This is a genomic window from Taibaiella helva (assembly GCF_003545695.1).
In the GTDB taxonomy this organism is placed as follows: Bacteria; Bacteroidota; Bacteroidia; order Chitinophagales; family Chitinophagaceae; genus Taibaiella; species Taibaiella helva.
The window spans coordinates 218,344-238,693 of sequence record NZ_QUZZ01000003.1 but is presented as its reverse complement, the minus strand read 5'-3'; the positions used below and the strand labels follow the sequence as shown (position 1 = coordinate 238,693).

Here is a 20,350-nt window from a genome sequence, read left to right as displayed (position 1 = left end):
ATGCAGTTTTCCCGCGAAGGAATATCGGATGATATGCTGAGGGCGCTTTACACCGCTATTGTAAAGCCCCGTATGATCGAAGAAAAAATGCTGATCCTGCTGCGGCAGGGACGGGTGAGCAAATGGTTCAGCGGTATCGGCCAGGAAGCCATTGCTGTGGGCGCCACGATGGCGCTGGACGAGGACGAGTATGTAATGCCCCTGCACCGCAACCTTGGTGTATTCACCGTACGCAATATGCCTTTCTCCAAATTGTTCCTGCAGTGGCAGGGCCGCAAAGAGGGATACAGCAAGGGCCGCGAGCGGTCCTTTCATTTCGGCAGCAACGAGCATCATATCTGTGGCATGATCTCTCACCTGGGTCCGCAGCTGGCCATTGCCGACGGCGTAGCGCTGGCACATAAGCTGCGCAGGGAAAATAAGGTATCGCTGGCCTTTTCGGGTGATGGCGGCACCAGCGAAGGCGACTTTCACGAGGCGCTGAACACCGCAGCCGTATGGGGCCTGCCGGTGATCTTTCTTATCGAAAACAATGGCTATGGCCTCAGCACGCCCGTCAACGAGCAGTTCGTATGCAGGCAGCTGGCCGATAAAGCGGTCGGCTACGGCATGAAAGGGATCACCATCGACGGCAACAACCTGCTCGAGGTATACCGCACCATAAAAGAAGCCCGGGAATACTGCATCAACGAGCAGAAGCCCATCCTGATCGAGGCCATGACCTTCCGTATGCGGGGACACGAGGAAGCCAGCGGCACCAAATATGTACCCAAAGAGCTGTTTGAAGAATGGGGCAAAAAAGACCCGGTAAAGAACTTCGAAGATTTCCTGCTGAAGGAAAAGGTGCTGGACGCCGGCAGGATCGAAAAAATAAGAGAAGCCATCCAGCAGGAAATAGAAGAAGGCCTTGAGATCGGCTTTGCGGCAGCGCCCATCGTTCCGGATACGAACGAGGAGCTGGGCGATGTGTACAAGCCTTACAGGGCCGCATCGACCGACACTTCGGCCATGCCCTCAAGTGAGAAAAAGATGATACAGGCGCTGAGCGACGGCCTGCGCATGGCTATGGAGCGACACGACAACCTGGTGCTGATGGGACAGGATATTGCCGAATACGGCGGCGCCTTTAAAGTGACCGAAGGCTTTGCCGAAACCTTTGGCAAAGAACGGGTACGCAATACGCCACTGTGCGAAAGCGCCATTGTGGGCACAGCTCTGGGCCTGTCGATCAAGGGTTTTAAATCGATGATGGAAATGCAGTTCGCCGACTTTGTAACGGTGGGCTTCAACCAGATCATCAACAACCTGGCGAAGATCTATTATCGCTGGGGACAGCATGCCGACGTGGTGGTACGGATGCCTACCGGCGGCGGTGTAGGCGCCGGGCCCTTCCACTCTCAAAGCAACGAAGCCTGGTTTACCCACACCCCGGGCCTGAAGGTGGTCTACCCCGCTACGCCCGAAGACGCGAAAGGCTTGCTGCTGGCTGCGTTTGAAGATCCCAATCCTGTTATGTTCTTTGAGCACAAGGCCCTGTACCGCAGCATCAGCGGCAAGGTACCCGATGGCTATTACACCATCGAGATCGGCAAGGCCAGGGTAGTGCAGGAAGGCGATGACATAAGCATTATTACTTACGGAAGCGGCGTACACTGGGCTATGGACTATGCCCGCCAGCACCCCGAACGTTCTATATATATACTGGACCTGCGCACGCTGCTGCCCCTGGACTACGAGGCCGTACGCAAAGCTGTTGAAGCGACCGGCAAAGTGCTGCTGCTGCATGAGGATACCCTTACCGGCGGTATCGGCGGAGAGCTGAGCGCCTGGATTGCCGAACATTGCTTCGAGCATCTGGATGCGCCGGTAGTACGCTGCGCCAGCCTGGACACGCCCGTGCCTTTCGCGATAGAGCTGGAACAAGCTTTCCTGGCCAAGCAACGGCTTGATGAGGCAGTAGGCAAACTGGTCCAATATTAAGGACGATCAACCTATAACTAATGAAGCAGCCAGATAATACCCGGCTGCTTCATTAGTTATAAAACCTTTCATAAGCGCACCTTACCGGCGTTCCTGGCCGGAGCTGACTAGCTTCGTATCCTTCGGCTCCGGGACAAAGCGTAAATATTTCATCAGGCTTACCTTCATAACCGGAAGCATGATTTTCCTGCTATAAAATAATCTCCAATGCTTAATTTCGCAAACCGGGATTAAAATCAGATAAAAAATCTTTTTGCCATTCTGAAAAATACATATACCTTTGCAGTCCTTTTGGAAAATGAGCCCAGCAAGCTCAGGACCGCCGGAAATTTGCATCATTTAAGAATTAGCATATTATGAAACGTACTTATCAACCTTCGCGTCGTCGTCGTAAATCAGTTCACGGATTCCGTAAGCGCATGGAAACAGCTAATGGCCGCAAAGTATTGGCTGCGCGCCGTAAGAAAGGACGCAAAAAACTGACTGTTTCCGACGAGCTGCGTCTGAAATAAATCATTGACTTAATCATCCGTTCGTTTTGAGTACCAATAGTATTCATCAACGGTTCACGCTGCAGGCGATCGAGAGATTGAAGCTGCGTAAACAGATTGAGACGCTTTTCCGGTCCGGAGAGGCGTTTTCTGTTTTTCCCCTGCGCCTGGTCTGCCGGCTGACATCTGCCGGCGAAGCTGAAGCGCCGGTACGGGTAGGCTTCAGCATACCCAAAAAGAGAATACGCAAAGCCACAGGCCGCAACCGTATCCGGCGCCTGCTCCGGGAAGCCTGGCGCTTGCAGAAGCATGCCCTGTACCAGCAGGTGCCCGAAGGCAGCCAGCTGCACCTGTTCTTTATCTACAGCGGCGCCGAAAAGTTCAGCTTCGAAGAAGCAAGCGTGGCTGTGAAGAAAGCGATCGGCAAGCTGATAACCCGCCTGGGTACCCCGGCAGATAATCCAGGCGTATGATCAGCAGGTTCTTTATATTCCTCATCAGGCTTTACCAGAAGTTCCTTTCTCCCTTGCTGGGTGCCCAGTGCCGTTATACACCTACCTGTTCCCAGTATGCAGTGGAGGCGCTCAGGAAATACGGCATTTTCAAGGGCGGGTGGCTGGCATTCAGGCGTATCCTTTCCTGCAATCCCTGGGGCGGCCATGGCCACGATCCCGTGCCCTGATCTGTTGCCGTGATCCGTTAATTTCACATCATATTTCCAAAAGTTCCGGGGCCTAATTTGTACTTTTGCGGCACATGTCTGTCGATCTCTTTTCACTCATCACGTTTATTGGTTCCTTTGCTGCAGGCTTGCTGGGCGCGCTTACCGGCCTGGGTGGCGGCATTGTCATTATTCCGCTGCTCACCTTGCTGCTTGGGGTAGACCTTCATTATGCCATAGGGGCATCGCTGATCTCCGTCATCGCCACTTCTTCCGGCGCCGCGGCGGCTTATGTTAAGGAAGGCATTACCAATATGCGTATCGGGATGTTCCTGGAAATCGCCACGACGCTGGGCGCGGTCATTGCCGGCGCCTACCTCACCAACTATCTGCCAAAAAGCATGCTGGGTATTATTTTCGGCGCCATCCTGCTGTTTTCGGCTTTTATGTCGATACGTAAAAAGATCAGCCATGAAGATCATGGTCCTTCGGGATATTGGGCTTCGCTGTTCAAGCTGAACGGCAGCTATCCTACTGCTCAGGGGCTGAGCTTCTATACGGTGCGCAATGTGGTCGGCGGGTGGTTCATGATGTTGTTTGCCGGGATCATGTCGGGGTTGCTGGGTATCGGCTCCGGTGCGCTCAAGGTAATTGCCATGGACAATATTATGCGCGTCCCCTTCAAGGTATCTACCACCACCAGCAATTTCATGATCGGCGTTACGGCAGCCGCCAGCGCGGTGATCTATTTTCAGAAAGGCTACATTATCCCCGGCATAGCCGCCCCTGTAATGCTGGGCGTGCTTCTCGGCGCCATGCTGGGCGCCCGGGTACTGGTAAAGGCCCAAACGAAATGGCTCCGCTGGGGCTTTGCTGTTGTCGTTACCTTCCTGGCTATCCAGATGATCTACCGAAGCGTCAACGGAAGCGTATAACGGCGGCGCAAATTTTACTTATATTTACAGTATCGGCGCGTGCCGCGCCCGACACGACTCATCTTTACACTCGAAAAACACAGCACTATGTTATCAAAAACGATGCAGGAGGCGCTCAACAAGCAGGTTGCCATGGAGGCCGAATCTTCGCAGGCATACCTTGCCATGGCATCCTGGGCCGAAATTCAACCGGGCCTCGACGGGATCACCGACTTCTTTTACAAGCAATCCGACGAAGAGCGTATTCATATGCTGAAGCTGATCCGCTTCATCAACGAAAGGGGCGGCTTTGCCGTAGTACCGCCGCTGCCCCAGCCCAACATCACGTTCCAGTCGCTGAAACGTGTATTTGAAGAGCTGCTCAAGCACGAGCTGAAAGTATCGGAAAGCATCAACGATATTGTCGACCTGGCGCTTAAGGAAAAAGATTTCTCCACCCACAACTTCCTGCAGTGGTATGTCTCCGAACAGCTGGAAGAGGAAAGGCTGGCCCGCACGCTTAATGACAAGCTGGAGCTGGTAGGCGACGATAAGGGCGGGATCTACCTGTTCGACCGGGATATCATGCTGTTCCGCACAGCGGCAGCCAAAGATAAAACAACCAGCAACTGATCTGATCAGCTGCCGACCTTATAGATACTGTTGGCCTGCTGGGTGCAGGTGATCGTAAGGTCGTTGATACAGACGTGCGGGGGAAGTGTAGCGCAATAATACACAGTATCGGCTATATCCTCCGCACGTAAAGCTTCAAACCCGTTATATACCTGTCCGGCACGTGCTGCATCTCCTTTGAAACGCACCAGCGAAAACTCTGTTTCTGCCATACCCGGGTTGATCGAGGTCACTTTAATGCGGTAAGGCAGCAGATCGATACGCGCACTCTGGCTTATTGCATCCACAGCAAATTTGGTGGCGCAATACACATTGCCATTCTGATAAACAACTTTGCCGGCTGTAGAGCCGATGTTGATGATGTGTCCCGATTGTTGCTGCCGCATCATAGGCGCAATAGCGCGGGTTACATACAGAAGCCCTTTTACATTGGTGTCGATCATATCATCCCAGTCAGCGGTATCTCCCTCATCAATGCTGCTCACCCCCAGGGCCAGTCCGGCATTATTGACCAATATATCCACGCCGCCCCATTCTTTACCGACGGCATCGGCCAGGGTATTTACCATTTGTTTGTCCCGCACATCAAGCCCGGAAGTTCTGACGGTGATACCTTTTTGTTCCAGCCCCTGCTGCAGGAGATCGAGACGTTCGGTACGCCTGCCGGTGATCCATAGCTCATTTCCGGGCAGGGCAAACCGTTCTGCAATCGCTTTTCCAAATCCGGAGGTAGCTCCGGTGATCAGTATTTTCATCTGTTGTTTATGTCTTGTTATTCGGCGGCGTCACCGGATCAGCGTAACATCTCCTTTCTTGGTCACCTTCGTGCCATCGGCCGCTGTGGCATTAAGCACCCAGAAGTAAGTGCCGACATCGGCCACTTTACCATTCTGACGCCCATCCCAGGCAGGATAATTATCATTTACCGTACCATATACCTGCTGACCATAGCGGTTAAAAATGCGGAAGTAATTGATACGGGAGTACCCCACAATGCGCGGAACAAGGAGATCGTTAACCCCGTCGCCATTGGGCGAAAATGCGTTTGGAACAAAGATCTGGCCATAGGTCACCACCCATATGGTTATGGTATCATTGGCCAAACAGCCTTCTTCGCTGGTACCGTGCAAAACATAAGTATAATGGCCGGTATCGGGGAAAGCAACAGATGGATTGGCAATATTGGGATTGCTGAGGTAATCGGAGGGTATCCATTGGTAGAACTGGCTTCCGGTCCCGTTGAGGGTATAGGGATAGCCCAGCACGACAATAGTATCATTACCGGCAAAAGGATCGAAATAAGGCATGGGCAATGTCTTGGTCACTACATCGCGGCAGCCGAGTCGGCTTTTTGAAGAAAGGGTGACCTGCTGCGGGCCTCCGGGCTTGGCATAAATATGCACCGGGTTCTGATCGGTAGAAGTACCGCCGTCACCGAAGCTCCAGTCCCACTTCACGATCGGGGGATAGGTGGCAGTGGAACGATCATTGAACTGTATGGGTGAACCGGGGCACAGTTTCCCGGACCAGTCGAAATCGGTGTGAAACTCAGGATATATCTTTACCAGGCGGCTGATGCTGTCGGGACAGGTGCTTCCCGCGTTTACAGTAAGCCGCACCACATAGGTTCCGGTATCGGGATAGGTAAAGGTGGGCTCAAATTCGGTAGAAGTAGCGCCCGGGACACCGAATTCCCACAAGTAGCTGAAACCTCCGGTACTCTGGTTGACAAAGTGGACAGTATGGCTTTTACACTCTACGGTATAAGTATTGGGCTCATCGGCAAGCTCGGGTATATTGGCTACCACGGCCTTGGAACAATTGGTCACCACAAATTGCACATCACGGGAGATCGTATTGATCACGACGCCGTTACGCCACTCATCCACACATACAGTCACCACGAAACGACCTATAGTGTTGGGCGTACCGGTCATGAGCCCCGTAACGGGATTGATCTGCAGCGGCGGCACACCTGACATGGGGGTTGCTGCGCTGTATGGCGGCAGATAGTTTACGGAATTATTGCCCGGCGTCGGATCCATAGCCCCGCCATAAGGCTTGGCATCGGTTGTAGAGCCGCCGGGACGTGCAGAGCATAAGCGATAGCTGAGCGAATCGTTATCCGGGTCGGTAGCGGAAAAATCGTATACCAGGGGATTAAGAGCACAGATGATCTGCGGTGGAAAATTTTTAAAAACGGCGCTGTTATTGGGGCAGGTACCAGATGTAAACGGAGGAATAGTAGCAAAATAAGTTACTCCTACGTTGCCCGGCGTAATAATATTGTTGATAGACGCATTGCGGCAGCAGCGTTCGTAAACAATGGTATAGCCGGTATTGGTTGGGGGAAGGGTCTGGTTAAAGCGGAACACCTGCTTACGCATACAGGTGTTGGGATAATTGTTAATGCAGGCATTGCTGAAATTGGGATCGACGATCTCGGTCGAGAGCGCATAGACGCTGTCGGCTCTTACCAGGTTGGTCCCGGAAAAAATAGAATAGAAGGCCGGGTTATCCTGGGACAGGGCCCCGGGCTCGCCATAAAGACAATCCTGGAACAAGGTAATGGTGATCTCAAAACTATTGCCGCCAAGACATTTGTAGGTGATATCTCCCCCGATCATATGCGAAGCACGGGTCAGGAGCGGAAAACATGCGGCCATGAATAGCATAAAGGGCCGGAACCATCTGCTTAAATGCTTGCTCATCGTATCGTTTGTCTTTTCTGGTAAGCCTTTGAATATCTATGTCTATGCAAAAGTAAGACACTAACAACAATAAAACCGGTTGGTTCTATAAAGTTAAGGTATCAGCGTAACAAAAGCATATTATCCGGACAGCAGCGGCAACAAGTCCCGGCTTCCATTGCGAAAATTTGCTAATACCTCACCCAACCTTTCTTTTTTTTCGCAGGTCATTTCATAGACTGTGGCGCTGCTGTTCCGTAAATGAACAAAACAATACCACCACATTAACCGGATGTTACGTTTATTTCCGCTATCTTGTAACCTCCAATATCTAAAAACGTCAGATTAAGGCCAAATATCATTCATCGTTTTATGAAAAAGCTTTTACTTTTTTCTTTTGTCGCGCTGTCCTGCTTCAGTGCCCGCGCACAGATCACTGTAGCAGACGGACACACCGCCCAGCAGTTGGCTGAAATGCTGGTGGGCCAAGGGGTCAATATCTCCAATCCTACCCTGAACGGCACCTGCCCCACTACGGCAAGGGGCAAATTCGACTTTACCGGGCCCAGCGTTATCGGCATCGATAGCGGCATCGTGCTCACCTGTGGCCGGGCCGTAACGGCCGGTACCGATTTCGGGGTAAACGGGACCTACAACGACTTTGCCACCAATGCCTTTCCCCCGGGCTTCCCTATGGCTCCCGGCGATCCGGACCTGACTGCGCTGATCAACCAGTTTACCAATGCCGGCACACCCACCAATGACGCTTGTGTGCTGGAGTTCGACTTTATCCCTTCGGGCGATACCGTAAAATTTGATTACGTTTTTGCTTCTGAAGAGTACAATTGCCCCGGCTGCAACGGTTTCGGCTGGAATTACAATTGCAGTAACTTCAATGACATTTTCGGCTTTTTTATCTCCGGGCCCGGGTATACCGCGCCTACCAATATTGCCCTGATCCCCGGCACCAACGTGATGGTAGGTGTAACTACCGTTAATGACGGTGTGCCCGGATTCCCAGCAGTACCCGATCCCTGCTTCGCCAATACCCTCGGCGCAGGTCCTTACACAGGATTCTACAACAGCAATGCGGGGGGCACTGCTATTACCTATACCGGCTATACCGATGTATTTACGGCCGTTGCCAGGGTGAAGCCCTGCGAAACCTACCACCTGAAGCTGGCCATCGCCGATGGTAGCGATAACTCCTACGATTCCGGTGTATTTATCAAAGCCGGCAGCCTGATGACTACGAGCGTGAAGCTGACCCCGGCTACAGGCGGCGGTCAGAACAACGATAAAGCCCACTCGGTAAGGGGTTGTAAGCCCGCCAAAGTCGCTTTCGGCCGCAGCACCTGCGATTCCACTGTGTCACTCACCTACCAGCTGGAGATCGGCGGTACAGCCGTGAACGGCGTTGACTACACCTTCCTGCCCAATACCTTTACGATCCCGGCCAACACCAATACCGATACCCTGATCGTACAGGCCAGGAATGTGCAATATCCTCCCGGCAATCCCATGTATGTTACCATTGGCGTATACAACCCCGATTCAGTTGCAGCCGGTGTTCCCAATCCGCCTATCGTATCCCGCGATACCGTATGGATCTATGACTCTCTGTATGTAGCCCTGCTCACAGATCCGATGGTGAAATGCCCGAGAGATACTTTTTACATCAACAGCGAAATAGCGCCGGGACTTAATTTCAGCTGGTCGCCTGCTGCCCTGATCCTGAACCCGAGCCAGCAGAACATAAAAGTAGTACCTTCGGTAACCACCCCTTATAAGATTACGGTAACCCAGCCAGGCGCTCCCGCTACCTGCCCGCCGGTAAGCCGTACCTATATGGCTGTAGTGGAACCCATACCGCAGATATCCCTGATCAAAGAGCGTACCGAATGCCTACCCGATTCGCTCAATATTAACCTGTATGCGGAACCGGGTGATGTTAACTATACCTGGAGCTGGACGCCTTCCGACTACCTGAGGGATAATTTCTCTCCCAACAATAAGTTCTATGCACCTCCCGGCGACTATAAATATGTAGTGACCGCGACCACACCCATTGCGCATTGCAGCAACAAGGATAGCATGCTGATCCATGTGGTGCCGCCTTTCGAATTTGAATCGGTGACCCCGACTGATACGACGATCCGCTATGGCGACCCGATCAAGCTCAGCTCAAGGAGCGAAGCCATTTACTGGCGCTGGGATCCCGGAACTTATCTGAACGATCCGCTGCTGAGGGAGCCTACGGCTACACCGCTTGAGGATATCCAATATACGCTGGTAGGTATGAACCAATATGGCTGTACCGATACCGCCCTGGTAAACATCAAAGTACAGTATGACACCCGCAGCGGTATGCCCAACGCCTTCTCACCCAATGGCGACGGCCTCAATGATGTGTTCCGTATCGAAAACCTCCGTTTCGATAAAATGACCGAATTCAGGATATTCAACCGCTGGGGCCGCCAGGTATTCGAGACCAATATCCCGACCAAAGGCTGGGATGGCAATATCAACGGGAAACCCGCGGCACCGGATGTTTATTATTATTTGATTAAGCTCACGCTGCCCGATGGCACGCCCAAAGTGCTGAAAGGCGATGTGACGCTCGTGAGGTAAGTCCCGCAAACATCAGAATGAAACCCAGGCGGCCGGAAATATCCGGCCGCTTTTTTCATGGTAAAAAAAATTTTTTCTCATTACAAAAAATCATTACCTTTGCAGGCCAAAATTTCTTATAAAAAGGAGGACTTTAACTTGGAAGAAAACCAAATTGTTAACAATCAAACCAGCGCGCATGACGATTTCGACTGGAACGTCGATAAGCGCAACGTAGCTTCTTACCCTAAAGAAGTACGCGAACAGCTTGAACAAAGCTACGAAGGGACTTTTAAGACCATCCAGGAATCAGAGCTGATCCAGGGTACAGTAGTAGGTCTTACCAAAACCGATGCTATCGTAAACATTGGTTTTAAATCAGACGGTCTGGTATCACTGAACGAATTCCGTGATATCCCCAACCTGAAAATCGGTGATGAAATCGAAGTTCTGGTTCTGGAAAAAGAAGACCGCGATGGTCAGCTGAGCCTCAGCCGCCGCCAGGCGCGCCAGGTCCGCAGCTGGCAGAACGTTGTGGATTATTTCAAATCCGGTGAAGTGGTTACCGGTACTATTACTTCCAAAACCAAAGGCGGTCTTATCGTGGACGTTAATGGTCTGGAAACCTTCCTGCCGGGCTCTCAGATCGACGTGAAGCCGGTTACCGACTACGATCAATACGTGGGTAAGACCATGGATTTCAAAGTGGTAAAAATCAACGAGCAGATCCGAAACGCAGTAGTATCGCACAAGGCGCTTATCGAAAGCGACCTGGAGCAGCAACGCGGCGAGATCATGTCCAAGCTCGAAAAAGGCCAGGTGCTGGAAGGTACCATCAAGAATGTTACCGATTTCGGCGCATTCGTGGATCTGGGCGGCGTAGACGGCCTGCTGTATATCACTGATATCAGCTGGGGTCGTATCTCTCACCCGAACGAAGTACTGAGCAACGGTCAGAAACTGAACGTTGTGGTGCTGGATTTCGATGATGAGAAAAAACGTATCAGCCTCGGCCTCAAACAACTGACTCCTCACCCCTGGGACAACCTGCCTGAAGAGATTCAGGAAGGCGCTACCGTAAAGGGTAAAGTAGTGAATATCGAAGATTATGGCGCCTTCCTGGAAGTGCTGCCCGGCGTAGAAGGCCTGGTGCACGTTTCAGAGATCACCTGGAGCAGCCAGCCCATCAATGCCAAGGAATTCTTCAAGATGGCTGATGAGTACAGCGCCAAAGTAGTGACCCTCGACAAAGAGGAACGCAAAATGAGCCTGTCCATCAAGCAGCTGACCGATGATCCCTGGGGCGCTATCGAGGAGAAATTCCCGATCGACAGCCGCCACAAAGGCATCGTGAAGAACATTACTCCCTATGGCGTATTCGTAGAGCTGGAAACCGGTATCGGCGGTATGATCCACATCAGCGATCTGAGCTGGACCAAACGCTACAACCATCCCAGCGAATTCACTAAAGTAGGCGACGAGATCGAAGTAAGCATCCTGAGCATCGACAAAGAGAACCGCAAGCTGTCCCTCGGACACAAGCAGCTCGAAGACGATCCCTGGAACACATTTGAAAGCGTATTCCCCATCGGCTCTCACCACGAGGGCACTGTGATCCGCAAAGATGAAAAAGGCGCTGTAGTTCAGCTGCAATACGGCCTGGAAGCTTTTGCTCCCGCCCGTCACCTGCGTAAGGAGAACGAGACCACAGTAAGCGTGGACGAGACCCTGCCTTTCGTTATCATTGAATTTGATCGCAACGACAAACGCATCATGGTATCCCACAGCAAAGTATGGGAACAATCCAGGGCCGATGAAAGGGAAGCTGAGCACAAAGCCAACCAGGCTGATGCTGAGAACACCAAGAAAGCCGTGAAGAACATCCAGTCCAAAGTAGAAAAAGCTACACTGGGCGACCTGGGTGCACTGGCCGACCTGAAAAACAAAATGAAGAACGAAGAAGAAGGAAAATAAGCCTTTCTTTTAAGTCTTAATGGTATAACAGCCCGCTCCCGGAGCGGGCTGTTCCTTTTTAGTAGAAGCAGTAAGCAGGCAGCCCTTTGCGGCATGACTACCGGCAAAGGCTACCAGAATACCGGTAGTTTTCGATCTAAACCCGGGAAGCATAGACAATTTTCATCATAAAAATGGGGAACAAACCGGCCAAACGCAATATCTTGCAACGTCTTTGCACCCGGCCATTACAACCTATGAAACGTTACAAAAACCTGCTTTTTTATGTGATTACTGTAGCCGCTGCCATAGTGCTGATCTGGATGACCATCGACCGGGGCAGCCAGCTCCAATCGAACAAGGCCATCCCTTCGCTTATCGAGAGCAAACGACCGACCGGCCAGCCTTTTACTGCCGTGCTGAAGGCCAATATACAGGCCCCGCTGACGGTGCTGCTGCTGCAGATCACTACAATACTCGTGGCCGGCCGCTTTATGGGCTACGTGTGCCGCAAGCTGAAGCAACCCGCCGTTATCGGTGAAATGATCGCGGGGATCCTGCTCGGCGCTTCCTTCCTGGGGCATTATTTACCCGGTGTATCCCACTTCCTGTTTCCCCCGCAATCGCTCGGCACCCTCAACCTTCTCAGCCAGGTAGGCCTGGTGCTCTTCATGTTCATTGTGGGTCTGGAGCTTGACCTGGGTATGCTCAGGGGCAAGACCAATACAGCCGTTGTCATCAGCCATGCCAGCATCGTTGCGCCCTTTACCATGGGTGTGGGCCTGGCGTACTTCACCTACCGCGATCATGCGCCGCAAGGGGTGCAATTTTTGTCTTATGCTCTTTTTGTCGGTATTTCTATGAGCATTACCGCCTTTCCCGTGCTCGCCAGGATCATCCAGGAACGAAAGCTGGCCAGAACCAACCTGGGCACGATTGCCATTACCTGCGCTGCCGCCGACGATGTTACCGCCTGGTGCATCCTGGCTTTGGTGATCGCGGTGGTAAAAGCCGGCAGCATCTGGAGCGCCACCTACACTATACTGTTGTCCATTGCCTATGTGCTGCTGATGCTGAAAGTAGTGAAACCCCTACTGGGCAAGCCGCTGAAGCAGAACGAAGAAGCAAAGTTACCCGCCGGTGTGCTGGCCATATACCTCATTGTGCTCATTGCTTCCGCTTACCTTACCGATGCTATAGGGATCCATGCGCTATTCGGCGCCTTTATGGCAGGCATTGTGATGCCCGCCGATATGCGCTTCCGCAACTTCATTATCGAAAAGATCGAAAGCGTTGCCTTGTTCCTGCTGCTTCCCTTGTTCTTCGTTTCCACCGGCCTACGGACCGAGATCGGCCTGCTCAACAGCCCCGGCTTATGGCTGCTGTGCCTGGTAGTGATCGTGATCGCCGTGGTGGCCAAATTCGGCGTCAGCACCCTGGCCGCCCGTTTTACCGGCCAGAGCTGGAGCGAAAGCCTTAAGCTGGGCGCCTTAATGAATACACGCGGGCTTACCGAGCTGGTAGTGCTCAATATCGGCTACGACCTGGGCGTTATCACACCGCAGGTCTTCACCATATTGGTGATCATGGCCCTGGTCACTACCGTGATGACCGGTCCCCTGCTGGACCTGATCCATAAAATCTTTAAAAAAGAAACAGCCGGTCACCCTGCCGGCTCAGCTGTCTGACGACTATGCGGGCATTGTTTACCTCCTTATATGACTACCTGGCAAAGCACAAAACACTATATTGGCTTTGCTTCATTTCCCTGTTCGCCCTTTGCATCCTTGGCGCTGCCCGCATCCGTTTTGTCGATGACATCAATAAGATGATCCCGCACGATCCCTCTATAGAAGCTATGAACGAGGTGCTGAGCAAGACCAAAACGGGAGAACAGATCATTTTCAGCTTATCCTTTACCGACACTGCAATCAGCAATCCCGACAGCCTGATCCTCGCCAGCCAGGCCCTGGAACAGGCGCTTACCCAAACCGGCAAGGGCTACATCAAAGCGATACAATCGCAGATCGATGAGGAAAAGGAGCAACAGTTCTCTGCCCTCGCCCTGCAATACCTGCCCCTGCTGCTGGAAGAACAGGATTACCGTACCATCGATTCGCTGATACAGCCGGGGCTGGTGAAAGCCACTTTAGCCAAAGAGCATAAGATACTGCTCTCTCCCGCGGGCATGGTCGCCAAACAATGGATCGCCCGCGATCCGGTTGGAATCGTGCCGCTGGCCTTTCGCAAGCTGCAGGCTCTACAGTTCGATCCCGGCTACGAGCTCTACAACGGCTATATTTTCAGCCAGGACGGCAAGCGGCTGACCCTTTTGCTCGATCTCGTACACCCGGCCTCAGAGACCGGCAGGAATGCTGCTTTTTTCAAAAAGGTCGATATGCTGCTGGCACAATGGCAAAAAAACCAGCCGGGACTGCATATCAGCTACTTTGGCGGGCCGGTCGTGGCCGCGGGCAATGCCGTTCAGATGCGGGCAGATACAATACTTACACTCAGCATTACCGTTGTGTTGCTGCTGGCGCTCACCTTCTATGTGTTCCGGCGCAAGCGCGCGCCCCTGCTGCTGATGATTCCGGTGGTGTTCGGAGCGGTGTTCGGCCTCGCAGTTACTGCGCTGGTGCAAGGCAGCGTTTCTGTCATCGCGCTGGGCGCGGGAGCGATCATTCTCGGCATCGCCATCGACTTTTCTGTGCATTTTATGAGCCATGCCCGCAGCCATCCCGATATGCGGGAGAATGTGCGCACGCTCGTCTTCCCGCTGACGCTTGGCGCCATTACCACTATTGGCGCCTTCCTGGCGCTTCGTTTCGCCAATGCACCGCTGCTGCAGGATCTCGGCCTGTTTGCCGCAGCCAGTCTTGCCGGCGCGTCTTTCTTTACCTTAGTCTTCCTGCCTCACCTGCTCAAAGGACAAACAGACAATACCCACATCCCTTCCGGGCCTAACCTGATCGACAAGCTGGCCACGCTGCGGCCTGAAGGGAACAAATGGTTGCTGGCCCTGGTGCTTTGCGCCACTCCTGTGCTTTGGTACTTTGCCGGGAAAGTGCAGTTCGACAGCGACCTGATGCACCTGAATTATATGTCGCCGGAGCTGAAAGCCGCACAGGATGAGCTTAACCACAACAATGCCTATGCGCTCAGCTCGGTGTTCGTGGTAGCGAAAGATGCCAGCGCAGAAGGCGCTGCTCAGAAGCTGGAAACCGCTACCGCAACCATAGGCGCGCTCCATACAAAAGGCCTGGTCCGCAGCAGCCTCAACCCTATGCTGCTGCTACCTTCCGAACAGGAGCAGCGCACCAGGATACAGCGCTGGCAGCGCTTCTGGAATGAAGACCGGAAAACCACAACCCTGGCTGCGGTAGCCGCTGCCGCAAGGGCTGAAGGTTTCAGCGCCGATGCTTTCGACGGCTTCAGAGAAACGCTGCAGCAGCAGTATACGCCATTCGACACAGCGGCAAGAAACTTCATGCTGCAGCTATTCCCCAACAACATCAACGAAAAGGGCGGGCTGCATTATGCAATAGCTGCCTTAAAAGTAACACCGGGCGCCCGTAAAGCCGTACTGCAGGCCTTTACAGACAGCGAGGCCATAACGGCCACCGACAAGCAGGCCGTATCGGAGCGGCTGCTGGCTCTGCTGCAGCAGGATTTCAATAAGCTGCTGCTCTATTCGGGGCTCCTGGTTTTCCTGGCGCTGCTCATTGCTTACGGCCGCATCGAGCTGGCGCTGATCTCCTTCCTGCCCATGGCTCTCACATGGGTATGGATACTGGGCATTATGCGCTTGCTGGGCCTGCAATTCAACATCGTCAACATTATCATCTCGACCTTGATCTTTGGCCTGGGCGACGACTACAGCATTTTTATGATGGACAGCCTCATGGAAAAATACCGTACGGGCGAGAGCAAGATCAACCATGCCCGCTCGGCTGTATACCTATCTGTACTCACGACCCTCATTGGTCTCGGCACACTTATTTTTGCCAAGCACCCGGCGCTGCATTCCATTGCCGTGATCGCCATGCTGGGCCTGCTCAGCGTCGTATTCGTATCGCAGGTGCTGCAGCCCTTCCTGTTCAATTTCATGATACAGCGCAGAGCCGACAAGGGGTTTATGCCCTTCACTTTATGGAGCCTTTCCAAATCGGTATTTTCCTTCATCTACTTCTTCACAGGCTGCATGCTGGTGACCCTGTCGGGCTTGATTCTCGTAGGACTGAAGCCTTTCGGCAAAGCCAGGAGCAAATATCTCTTCCATTACTTCCTCAGCAAGTACACCGGCAGCGTGATGTATATCATGACCAATGTGACCAAGAAGGTATTCCGTAACGGAGAGACTTTCAGCAAACCGGCGGTGTATATCGCCAATCATTCTTCCTTCCTGGATATCCTGCTTACGACCATGCTGCATCCCCGGCTGGTCTTGCTGACCAATCGCTGGGTATGGCGTTCGCCGGTATTCGGCAAGATCGTCCGCATGGCAGAGTATTACCCGGTTGCCGACGGCGCGGAAGACAGCATAGAACCTTTACGGGACCTGGTAGCACGCGGCTATGGGATCATCGTCTTTCCCGAAGGCACGCGTTCTTATGACGACACGATCCATCGCTTTCACAAAGGGGCATTCTATATTGCCGAGCAATTGCAGCTGGATGTGATCCCGCTGGTGCTTCACGGTGTACATTATACCATGCAGAAAGGCGACTTCCTGCTGAAAGATGGCACGACGAGATTAACGCTCCATCCGCATATCCGTTCCGGTGATCCCGCTTTCGGAGAAGGCTACAGCCAGCGTACGAAAATGATCAGCCGTCATTTCCGCCAGCTGTTCGCCGCAGAAAAAGAAGCCAACGAGACGCCGGGATATTTCCGCGAGCAGATCATTAAAGGCAACATTTACAAAGGCCCGGTATTGGAATGGTACTGCCGCATCAAAACAAAGCTGGAAGACAATTACGAACCGTTCCATAAGCTGCTGCCCCGCGCAGGCCGGTTCTACGACCTGGGCTGCGGCTATGGCTTCATGACCTATATGCTGCACTGGGCTTCGGAAGAGCGACACTTCATCGGTGTCGATTACGATGAAGGTAAGATCACTACCGCGCAGCATCACTACTTGCGGGAGAAAGTCAGGAAGCTGCAATACCGCAAGTACAAAAAACAGCAGATACCCGCATCTGCTACTGGAGATGCAGCACCTCTCATTCGCTTTGAACAGGCCGATATTACGCAATACGAGCTGGAAAGCTGCCAGGGTATCATCATCAGCGATGTGCTGCATTACCTTCTTCCGGAGCAGCAACAGTCAGTGCTGGATAAATGCTACGCAGCGCTGGCACCCGGAGGCGTGCTCATCCTGCGCGACGGCATAAAGGAGCTGAAGGAGCGGCACGAAGGCACCAAACGGACAGAAGTATGGTCGACCCGGATACTGGGCTTTAATAAAACGCAGAATGCGCTGCACTTCCTGAGCAGGGCCTTTATAGAACAGTGGGCTGCGGAGAAAAACATGAGCGTTGCCACCCTGGACCTGACCCGGAAAACCAGCAACCTGATCTTCGTGCTGCATAAGCGGGAGGTTTAATGCGGAACTATTGGAAGAAATGTATTCCAACTTAATTACCGGGACCTTTCCGGATAAGCCGAAGGCAGACCATTCAGTCTGCCTTCGATATAATACAAATAGAATGATTATTAGCGCACAATAAACACCTTACCACCAGGATTGAACTGCCTTCTCAATGAGTCGATCAGGCGGGTTGTATCAGCGGTTGCCGTTACAGGCATCACCACATAATAATTGGTCGAATCCATTGCATAGAGCTCAACATTGTTGCCATACGATTTCAGTTTGGCAACCCTGCTTTCCGCTTTATCTCTTGTGGGATATTGTTGCAATACGACCTTATAACTACCATCGGTGCTTGCAGATGGGGCTGGTGAAGACGCAGTGTTGGCAGCGGTATCCGGAGATACAGGCGCTGTTCCGGCCCGCTGTTCTCCGCCAGTGCTGGCTTCAGCAGGCTGTACTGCTTCCTGCTGCTGTTTTTCAGCAGTCTTGTCTTTATTCAGGTACATGAACAGGTAGACAATACCGCCGATCACGATCAGCAGGATTACGATCAAAGCAATGATCTTACCCCAATTCACCGAGGGCGCTTTGTATTCGATCTCTTCATCGGCTTTCGGTTCGCGTATGTTTGTTCTTTCAATAATATTGCTGATCGCTTCTTCCTTTTTCTGGTTCACGGCAGGGCTGTTCCTGAAGAAGGGAATAGGCTTACCTTCGATTTGCAGTTGCGGATCGGTAACGAACTGGATACTTTCATTGGCGCCGCCCGTAAACTTGCCGATACCGGGTATGATCACTTCACGCCCTTCGCGGAGATCCATGCGCGCCCGGGCGCAAAAATCCTTCAGATGATTGGCAGCATGGGCAATACTGATCCGCTCATTGTTGGCAATGAAATTGGCAAAGGAATCGTCGATTGAGCCTCCTGCCTGTCGGTATTTCACCTCGTAGACCGGCGCAGTCATCTTCTGTGCTTCTTTATCATAGACAGAAGGCCGCTTCTCTACCTGGAGGCTCCCGATACCCGGCATGAAACAGTATTCATTTTTCAGGAGAAACAATCCTACATAGTTGGCTATATCCATTTCAATTACGATGTTGTATGCTGTAATGTGTTTTTGCTAAATGCTTTTGATGGCTGCAAGGCTTTAAAATTTAAAGCGCAGGCCGCCGATGATGTTGAATCCGTAGGTTTGGTATTGGTTCCAGCGCTCGTATTTCGTGCCCAGGATATTATTCAATTGTAAAAATATAGATAAACGGGGAATAATATTGTATTCCGCGCCGGCGCTCAGATCAAAGAAAGCCTTCAGCTTATGGCTGTCGCCGTTGCGCTCCATAGCATAGATACCATCCCAGAAGTCGCCGTTGATATTAATGTGCAGCTGCTGTAGAGGATGAATGTACATGCTGCCACCCAATCGCAGCATCGGCTCGTGAAAAGCCTTATCGAAAGTAGTGGTCTTATAAAAATTATACCAGGTACCGCTGGCGCTGAGTCCGAATACATTACCCACCTGGTAGCGGATAAAAGCATCCAGGCTGATGGCTTGCACCTTGCTGTCATATACCACGGCAAACTGCTTACCGTCAGTGCTCAGCCCGTAGTCGTTCACAAACAAAGCCAGGTCTTTCCACTGCCGCCAGCTCAGGGTACCGCCGAAAGATACGTGCTGCGCCAGGGCACTCTCAAAGCCGCCGTATACCTGGTCGGTCTTGGATTGCTTTACATCGTAGATGTTGTACAGGAAAGGGTTCTTGGTGCTGAGCTGCTGGTAGGTATTTTGTACCAGGTCGCCTTTCCAGCCGCCTACCAGGGCCAGCCCGCTGTTGAAGAGATTGGCTTTCAGGCGCAGGTCGGGCAACAGGTAGCAGGTATTGTCCCTGCCCCAGGTGGGGCTGATGCCGATATGAATGCTGGTATTGCTGAAATGCACATCCAACGCGGGATTGACTTGTATCAGGTTATTCCCGATATTGGAGGAATCGTTCTTGAACTGGGTAAAATTACCCCTCACACCCAACGAAAAGCTCAACGTAGAATCGATAGCGATGCTGGCGGGCACATCGAAGGCAAAAACCCTTTCCCTGGCATTATACTTATCACTGTACATACCGAATTCCAGCATGGGCTTATACCAGATATTCCAGCGGTTGGCTTCGGTATTTTCCATGCCTACTTTTACATTGGCCCCGGTAAACACCTGCTTGATGCCGTTCTTCGCAAAATCAAAGGTATCATGATCATAACCGTAGAAGGTATTGCCCCGACGCAGCACATTCAGCTCCGCGCTTAAGGCATGCCCTCCGGTATAATACTTACCGGTCGCATCGAAGCCCGTACGGGACGATTGCTGGTTGGTCAGCGGCCCTTTCTGCGACAGGTGGGAAAAATGGAAACTGGTTTCATATTCTTCCGAGCGCAGGCTGCCCACACCGGCATCCACATAGATGGAGCTCAGGTTGCCGAAACCGGCCTTAATATAATTCTGAAAAGGCATTATCCGGTCCTGCCGGCCCAGCGCCAGCGGCCGTATCGGTACCGAGTGATAGGTATAGCTAAGGGTCTGCTGTGGCACTTCGTACTGGAAGCGCGGACGCGTGGTATCGATATTGGGCAGGGTGGGTGTGATCACCGGCTTCACCGGCCTGGCGATCTCCGGCTTGTACGACTGCGTAATCTCGATCGTTTGTCCCGCGATCGTGGTATCGGATCTCCGTTGCTGGCCATGGGCCGCCGTGGCGGTCAGCGCAAGCGCTCCGGCAAGGAAGGGAATATATTTACAGATCAGGTTCATTAATAAATGGGATTAAGCGCGTCA

At 52.5% G+C, this 20,350-nt stretch carries 14 protein-coding genes; 10 read left to right on the top strand and 4 right to left on the bottom strand.

Annotated features, from left to right (window positions below):
- The 6 genes from DZC79_RS06335 (at window position 1) to DZC79_RS06305 (ending at window position 4,679) form a co-directional block, all read left to right on the top strand.
- Window positions 1-1,980, top strand: a complete 1,980-nt coding sequence (locus DZC79_RS06335) for an alpha-ketoacid dehydrogenase subunit alpha/beta (RefSeq protein WP_118950717.1) — start codon at window positions 1-3, stop codon at window positions 1,978-1,980.
- 356 nt (window positions 1,981-2,336) lie between these two features.
- Window positions 2,337-2,492 carry a 50S ribosomal protein L34 gene (gene rpmH / locus DZC79_RS06325; protein WP_118950715.1) on the top strand — a complete coding sequence of 52 codons (156 nt, stop codon included), beginning with the start codon at window positions 2,337-2,339 and terminating at the stop codon, window positions 2,490-2,492.
- 26 nt (window positions 2,493-2,518) lie between these two features.
- The gene (gene rnpA, locus DZC79_RS06320; RefSeq protein ID WP_118950714.1) at window positions 2,519-2,944 is read left to right on the top strand and encodes a ribonuclease P protein component; all 426 of its coding nucleotides are present in this window, start codon (window positions 2,519-2,521) and stop codon (window positions 2,942-2,944) included.
- Window positions 2,941-3,153 (top strand): membrane protein insertion efficiency factor YidD, encoded by a 213-nt coding sequence (gene yidD, locus DZC79_RS06315; RefSeq protein WP_118950713.1) that lies wholly within the window; start codon window positions 2,941-2,943, stop codon window positions 3,151-3,153. Before rnpA ends, yidD begins: the two co-directional genes overlap by 4 nt.
- A gap of 74 nt (window positions 3,154-3,227) precedes the next feature.
- On the top strand, window positions 3,228-4,067 hold the full coding sequence (locus DZC79_RS06310) for a sulfite exporter TauE/SafE family protein (protein WP_118950712.1): 840 nt from the start codon (window positions 3,228-3,230) through the stop codon (window positions 4,065-4,067).
- An 87-nt stretch (window positions 4,068-4,154) separates the two neighbouring features.
- Window positions 4,155-4,679, top strand: a complete 525-nt coding sequence (locus tag DZC79_RS06305) for a ferritin (protein WP_118950711.1) — start codon at window positions 4,155-4,157, stop codon at window positions 4,677-4,679.
- A 5-nt stretch (window positions 4,680-4,684) separates the two neighbouring features.
- On the opposite strand, the gene DZC79_RS06300 is transcribed toward DZC79_RS06305, so the two are convergent.
- Both DZC79_RS06300 and DZC79_RS06295 read right to left on the bottom strand, forming a co-directional pair.
- Complete coding sequence (locus tag DZC79_RS06300; RefSeq protein ID WP_118950710.1) at window positions 4,685-5,434, bottom strand: SDR family NAD(P)-dependent oxidoreductase; 750 nt, start codon at window positions 5,432-5,434, stop codon at window positions 4,685-4,687.
- A 30-nt stretch (window positions 5,435-5,464) separates the two neighbouring features.
- On the bottom strand, window positions 5,465-7,345 hold the full coding sequence (locus DZC79_RS06295) for a PKD domain-containing protein (RefSeq protein WP_198666804.1): 1,881 nt from the start codon (window positions 7,343-7,345) through the stop codon (window positions 5,465-5,467).
- A gap of 396 nt (window positions 7,346-7,741) precedes the next feature.
- On the opposite strand from DZC79_RS06295, the gene DZC79_RS06290 reads away from it, so the two are divergent.
- From DZC79_RS06290 to DZC79_RS06275, 4 genes are all read left to right on the top strand, one after another.
- A complete protein-coding gene (locus DZC79_RS06290; protein ID WP_118950708.1) occupies window positions 7,742-10,000 on the top strand; it encodes a choice-of-anchor L domain-containing protein in 2,259 nt (752 codons plus the stop codon).
- Window positions 10,001-10,138: 138 nt separating this feature from the next.
- Entirely contained in the window at window positions 10,139-11,953 is a 1,815-nt protein-coding gene (gene rpsA, locus DZC79_RS06285; protein WP_232831770.1) for a 30S ribosomal protein S1, read from the top strand.
- 236 nt (window positions 11,954-12,189) lie between these two features.
- Entirely contained in the window at window positions 12,190-13,620 is a 1,431-nt protein-coding gene (locus DZC79_RS06280) for a cation:proton antiporter (protein ID WP_118950706.1), read from the top strand.
- 5 nt (window positions 13,621-13,625) lie between these two features.
- Window positions 13,626-17,540, top strand: a complete 3,915-nt coding sequence (locus DZC79_RS06275) for a trifunctional MMPL family transporter/lysophospholipid acyltransferase/class I SAM-dependent methyltransferase (RefSeq protein ID WP_118950705.1) — start codon at window positions 13,626-13,628, stop codon at window positions 17,538-17,540.
- A 110-nt stretch (window positions 17,541-17,650) separates the two neighbouring features.
- Here the strand turns inward: DZC79_RS06275 and DZC79_RS06270 are convergent, their stop codons facing one another.
- Window positions 17,651-18,613, bottom strand: a complete 963-nt coding sequence (locus DZC79_RS06270; RefSeq protein WP_118950704.1) for a hypothetical protein — start codon at window positions 18,611-18,613, stop codon at window positions 17,651-17,653.
- Between the two features lie 63 nt (window positions 18,614-18,676).
- Window positions 18,677-20,326: a TonB-dependent receptor gene (locus DZC79_RS06265; protein WP_118950703.1), complete on the bottom strand. Its 1,650-nt coding sequence runs from the start codon at window positions 20,324-20,326 to the stop codon at window positions 18,677-18,679.
- Window positions 20,327-20,350 lie beyond the last annotated feature (24 nt).

What these genes read in the sequence shown, in the direction of transcription:
- DZC79_RS06335 (WP_118950717.1), top strand. Translation starts at nt 1, where the DNA reads ATGCAGTTTTCCCGCGAAGGAATATCGGATGATATGCTGAGGGCGCTT.
- rpmH (WP_118950715.1), top strand. Translation starts at nt 2,337, where the DNA reads ATGAAACGTACTTATCAACCTTCGCGTCGTCGTCGTAAATCAGTTCAC.
- yidD (WP_118950713.1), top strand. Translation starts at nt 2,941, where the DNA reads ATGATCAGCAGGTTCTTTATATTCCTCATCAGGCTTTACCAGAAGTTC.
- DZC79_RS06310 (WP_118950712.1), top strand. Translation starts at nt 3,228, where the DNA reads ATGTCTGTCGATCTCTTTTCACTCATCACGTTTATTGGTTCCTTTGCT.
- DZC79_RS06305 (WP_118950711.1), top strand. Translation starts at nt 4,155, where the DNA reads ATGTTATCAAAAACGATGCAGGAGGCGCTCAACAAGCAGGTTGCCATG.
- DZC79_RS06300 (WP_118950710.1), bottom strand. Translation starts at nt 5,434, where the DNA reads ATGAAAATACTGATCACCGGAGCTACCTCCGGATTTGGAAAAGCGATT.
- DZC79_RS06295 (WP_198666804.1), bottom strand. Translation starts at nt 7,345, where the DNA reads ATGGCCGCATGTTTTCCGCTCCTGACCCGTGCTTCGCATATGATCGGG.
- DZC79_RS06290 (WP_118950708.1), top strand. Translation starts at nt 7,742, where the DNA reads ATGAAAAAGCTTTTACTTTTTTCTTTTGTCGCGCTGTCCTGCTTCAGT.
- DZC79_RS06280 (WP_118950706.1), top strand. Translation starts at nt 12,190, where the DNA reads ATGAAACGTTACAAAAACCTGCTTTTTTATGTGATTACTGTAGCCGCT.
- DZC79_RS06275 (WP_118950705.1), top strand. Translation starts at nt 13,626, where the DNA reads ATGCGGGCATTGTTTACCTCCTTATATGACTACCTGGCAAAGCACAAA.
- DZC79_RS06270 (WP_118950704.1), bottom strand. Translation starts at nt 18,613, where the DNA reads ATGGATATAGCCAACTATGTAGGATTGTTTCTCCTGAAAAATGAATAC.
- DZC79_RS06265 (WP_118950703.1), bottom strand. Translation starts at nt 20,326, where the DNA reads ATGAACCTGATCTGTAAATATATTCCCTTCCTTGCCGGAGCGCTTGCG.